General features: G+C 25.1%; 6 protein-coding genes. 1 reads left to right on the top strand and 5 read right to left on the bottom strand.

Annotation, left to right across the window (positions count from 1 at the left end):
- Positions 1-827 precede the first annotated feature (827 nt).
- The 5 genes from NSA58_RS16425 to NSA58_RS16405 all read right to left on the bottom strand — a co-directional run bounded on the left by NSA58_RS16425 (position 828) and on the right by NSA58_RS16405 (position 3,953).
- Entirely contained in the window at positions 828-1,478 is a 651-nt protein-coding gene (locus NSA58_RS16425) for an ABC transporter ATP-binding protein (RefSeq protein WP_277613758.1), read from the bottom strand.
- A 267-nt stretch (positions 1,479-1,745) separates the two neighbouring features.
- Positions 1,746-2,114, bottom strand: a complete 369-nt coding sequence (locus NSA58_RS16420; protein ID WP_257560695.1) for an ATP-binding protein — start codon at positions 2,112-2,114, stop codon at positions 1,746-1,748.
- A gap of 53 nt (positions 2,115-2,167) precedes the next feature.
- On the bottom strand, positions 2,168-2,740 hold the full coding sequence (locus NSA58_RS16415; protein WP_257560694.1) for a hypothetical protein: 573 nt from the start codon (positions 2,738-2,740) through the stop codon (positions 2,168-2,170).
- Positions 2,741-2,768: 28 nt separating this feature from the next.
- Positions 2,769-3,254 (bottom strand): response regulator transcription factor, encoded by a 486-nt coding sequence (locus tag NSA58_RS16410; RefSeq protein ID WP_330652594.1) that lies wholly within the window; start codon positions 3,252-3,254, stop codon positions 2,769-2,771.
- A 66-nt stretch (positions 3,255-3,320) separates the two neighbouring features.
- Positions 3,321-3,953, bottom strand: a complete 633-nt coding sequence (locus NSA58_RS16405; protein ID WP_074080126.1) for a GNAT family N-acetyltransferase — start codon at positions 3,951-3,953, stop codon at positions 3,321-3,323.
- Positions 3,954-4,071: 118 nt separating this feature from the next.
- On the opposite strand from NSA58_RS16405, the gene NSA58_RS16400 reads away from it, so the two are divergent.
- Positions 4,072-4,750 (top strand): MerR family transcriptional regulator (locus NSA58_RS16400; protein ID WP_257560693.1); only part of this gene is annotated, 679 nt, incomplete at its 3' end.

The following is a 4,750-nucleotide window of genomic DNA, read 5'->3' as shown; positions in this document are numbered from 1 at the left end:
AAATTATTATAGTATATTTTTTTAACCTTTTTTAAAGATATTATAATGAAGTCAGATACTGAGAGAAAGAATAAATAAGTACCAATAATAAGTAGAATTATACAAGTAGTAAACACCATTATATATCCAAGTGAGGTACGTGGATCAGTAGAGAAGAATACTATATAGGATGCTATGGTACATATTATAGACAAAGTAAAAAATATTAAATTAGAAGCTTTTCATGGTGAATTAGAAGACTCATTTTTTTATCTGAATTTATTAAATGTATTAAATTATACTTAAGCATATTTTTTGTTGAAATGGTTAACTATTAATAGTACTAGTGCGAAAAATACTATTGTTTTTATCGTAGATACAAATGAAAATTTAAAATCTAAAGAACTAATTGTTAACATTTTAGTTGCAATCATACAGAGTCCCTGAGAAGATAATAAGCCTATGACTACAGTTTCCCTAAACATTAATTTATTTATATCTCTTTTATCCATGCCAAGAGTTATATAAATACTGAACTATTTTTTTCGCTTCTTCATGATAAAGTTATTAGAATATGCTATTAGAAATCCAAATATAATACATATTACTATAGAGAACGTTGTTAAAATGATTCTCGACATATAGATACTTGAATCCAAAATTCTATTTCCATTTAGTAGTGACAAAGTATCATCTAAGGCATTAAATGAATATAAAAGTACCACACCAAATGCTAGTGTAATAAAGTAAACAGCATAATCATTAATACTTTTCTTTGCATTATTTCTTGTAAGTTGCTTAAAAGACTCTCATGAAATGTGAGAAACATACTTTTTTTATGAATTATTCTAGAAAACATGTTGATTGTCACCTCCAAGAAGTGAGATTATACTAATTATTTTGTCGAAGAATTCTTTACGAGTATAATCTCCACGAACTAGTTCATTGAATATTTTTCCGTCCTTTATAAATAATATTCTTTTGCAGTAACTAGCAGTAAAGGCACCGTGTGTTACCATTAATATAGTTGCTTTTAATTCTTCATTTAATAATTCAAGATTTTCTAAAAATATCCTTGCAGATTTAGAGTCTAATGCACCAGTAGGTTCATCTGCTAATATTAATGAAGGATTTGTAATTATCGCTCTTGCACATGCTATTCTTTGTTTTTGTCCACCAGATATTTCATAAGGATACTTATTAAGTATCTCTCTAATTCCTAGTTTTTCTGAAATTTTATTTATTTTAGAATCTATTTTCTTTGGCGATTCACCTGTAATTGCAAGGGCTAATGCAATATTATCACGAGCAGTAAGCGTATCTAGTAAATTGAAATCCTGAAATATGAATCCAAGTTGCTCCCTACGAAACTTAGATAATTCATCTTCACTCATTTTGGTAATATCTTGACCAGAAATATGAATGTTTCCAGCAGTGATGCTATCTATAGTAGAAATACAGTTTAAAAGAGTAGTTTTACCACTACCCGAAGCTCCCATAATTCCAATATATTCTCCCTTTTCAACATCAAAACTTATATTATCAACAGCCTTAGTAAGGCTTCCTTTATTTCTATAGTATTTTTGACTCTTAATATTTTATTCATAATAATTACCTCTTTTTATTTATATCAATGATACCATTCATACAAATAGGCTATCTACAAATTTATATAACAGAAATATAACATCTTTGTAATATTATGAACAATTAATCAAAGTAGTAAAGGTTTCAAATAGAAAATTATTTGCAATAAAAAAAGGCTATTATATATCCTTAATAAACGTCAATTTAACAGTTGTGCATTTTTCAAACTCACTTGAAATATCAATATCAACTTCCAACTTATTACATAATTTTTTACATAGATATAAACCTATTCCCGTAGAAGTAGATTTTATCCTGCCATTAACACCGGCGAATCCTTTTTCAAATACTCTAGATATATCTTCTTTTGGAATACCTATACCATTATCTTTTATATAAAGACATATTTTATTATTAATCTCTTCACTGTAAAATTCTATTGTAGGTTTATTAATCCTATATTTAATAGAGTTACTTATAATTTGACAGATGATAAACTCTATCCATTTGGAATCTGATAAAATATAAAAATCTAAATCATGTAGCATAGTCTTCATACCAATATTAATAATTTCTTTTGATTTATTTTTAATAGTATTAGTTATAATGTATTTAAGATATAATTTTTTTTATGATAATCCTTCTCTACTGTATCACTCTTTGTAACATAAAATACTTGCTCTATATAATCATCTATTTTATCAATTTCCTCTTCTATACTTAAGGTAGTAATGTTTTTATTATTTTCAATCAAAAGCTTAGATGTAGAAATAGGCGTTTTAATTTCATGTACCCATGTTTCTATATATTGTCGATATTCTTTAAATTTATTATTGTATCCAGATGTTATATCATTTATATATTTACTTTCAACCTTTAGAGATTGGTACAGTATTTGACCTTCTATAAAGTTTGGGATTTCTATTATTTCTGTAATATAAGATTTTTCATCTAATTCACTGAATGTATCAATAAAATCATTGTAAAATTTTTTTCTTCTTATAAAATCTATTACTAATATCAATATAAAGTTGAATAAAAATATCATTTCAGTGAAAATTATATAGTTTATATTTATTTCAACTAAAAATATAAACATAAACGTAGTAATCAGTGTAAGTAACAATATGAGAATACTAATAGACTTATCTTTTATGCATTTTAATATTGTCATACCATATACCCTATTCCTCTTCTAGTGATTAAATAATTTTCAAGTAAAATGCTATATAATTTTTTCTGAGTCTATTAACATTAACTGTTAATGTATTGTCTTCTACAAACTCTGACATTTCCCACAAAGAACTTAGTATTGCATTTCTAGGAATTATATTTCCACTATTTTCAATTAATAGCTTTAAAATGCCAAGCTCAGTTTTAGTAAGCTCAATGCTTTTACCATCATGAGACACATGCCCCCTTAAAACATCTAAAACAGCACCATTATGACTTATTATAAGAGAGTTGCTATTTCCATAACACCTTCTTAATACAGAAGAAATATGTGCAAAAAGTATCCTTGGATTAAATAGTTTAGTAATAAAATCATCTGCACCTAAATTCATAATTTCTAATTCATCAATATCACTTTTGCTACTTGTAACTACAATAATAGTTATGTCTAATTCTTTTCTCAACTTTTTGCATATATAAAAACCATCATATATAGGTAAATTTATAACAAGAATATATAGATTAATTGTAAAACCGTATCACAATTAAGTGATACGGCTCTTAATATAAAACTAATAAATTTATTGAAAATTATATCCATATAAAAATACATTTAATTTAGCATCTACATAATTAAAATATATTTCTTTTTCATTTAATTTATTGAAATTTTGACTATCATAAAATCCATAGTTGCATCTGCTATCTGTAAATAAATATAAAGATTTTACATCCATACTTTTCATATAATCAGATAAGTATTTAACTAAAGTTTTTCCAACACCAAGTCCTCTAGACTCTTTAGATACAACAAATAACTGTATACATCCTTGGAACATATCTTCTTTTCCTTTTATTATATCTTTATATGCATCTGGAATTTTTAAGAACTCTTTAAATAAAATTTGATTTTCTGCATTATTCATTATTAATTCAATTGTATTATTGTCAAACTCTAAAGACTCATTAAGATTGATTATACGATTTTTATCATTTTTAGCATTTCCCAAAATAAAACCAATTACTTTATCATCTTTTGTGGCAACTTTACTAAATGAAGTATCTAAAATGCAGTCTTGAAGATACCCACTTAATACAATATCTAGTAGTTGCTTGTCTTTAATAAAATCAGAAAATCCAAATGCTTCTCCAATCAATTCTTTAATAGTCTCATAATCTGATTTCATTATATCTCTGTAAATTACCTTGTTCATATTCATAAAATATCCTTTCATTTAATTTGATTTATATTTATACAACAAATACTGTATAATGATAATAATCTCTCCCCTAAGAGTAGAGTCAACAAAAAATAAAAAAGATGGTGATAAAATGGAAAAACTATTCTCCATAGGAGAAGTTTCTAAAATTAAAGAAATTACAATAAAAGCTTTAAGATATTATCATAAAATGGGAATTCTTATACCGAAGTATATCGATGAAACTACAGGATATAGATATTATTCTATAGATCAGTTTGTATATATAGATATTATAAAAGGTTGTAGATCATTAGAAACTAGTATAAAGGAACTTCAAGAAATTTTTCGAGAATGTAATACTGATAAGTTGCTTGAATTTTTAGAAATAAAAAGATGTGAAGCTAAAGAAAAGATAAATAAAATGAACCAGGTAATTGAAAAAATTGACATGCTAAAGGAAAGTATAAATTCATCAAAGGAAATATTGCATGAAAATGAAATATCAATTAGTTTTTTTAAACCTCGTTATATAATTGTCCTACCATGTAAAGAAGCAGGTAGCTTAAAAGAATTACTTTATTATTCTGATTTAGAAAAATTAGTACTAGAGAAAAATATAAAAATATCTGTACAAAGAGGAATTATATATAATATTAATTCTAGTGGAGATACAGAAGTTAAATATGTATTTAATGGAATTGAAGAAAATAAAAATATAAAAGTTGATGAAAGTATAAAAGTATTGCCCGAAGGTAACTATTTAACTATAGTTTACAATAGGGAAAATGAGAAAGAATGTATTAGATCGG

It is taken from the genome of Terrisporobacter muris, assembly GCF_024621905.1.
Taxonomy (GTDB): domain Bacteria; phylum Bacillota; class Clostridia; order Peptostreptococcales; family Peptostreptococcaceae; genus Terrisporobacter; species Terrisporobacter muris.
This window is presented reverse-complemented; position numbering and strand designations above follow the sequence as displayed.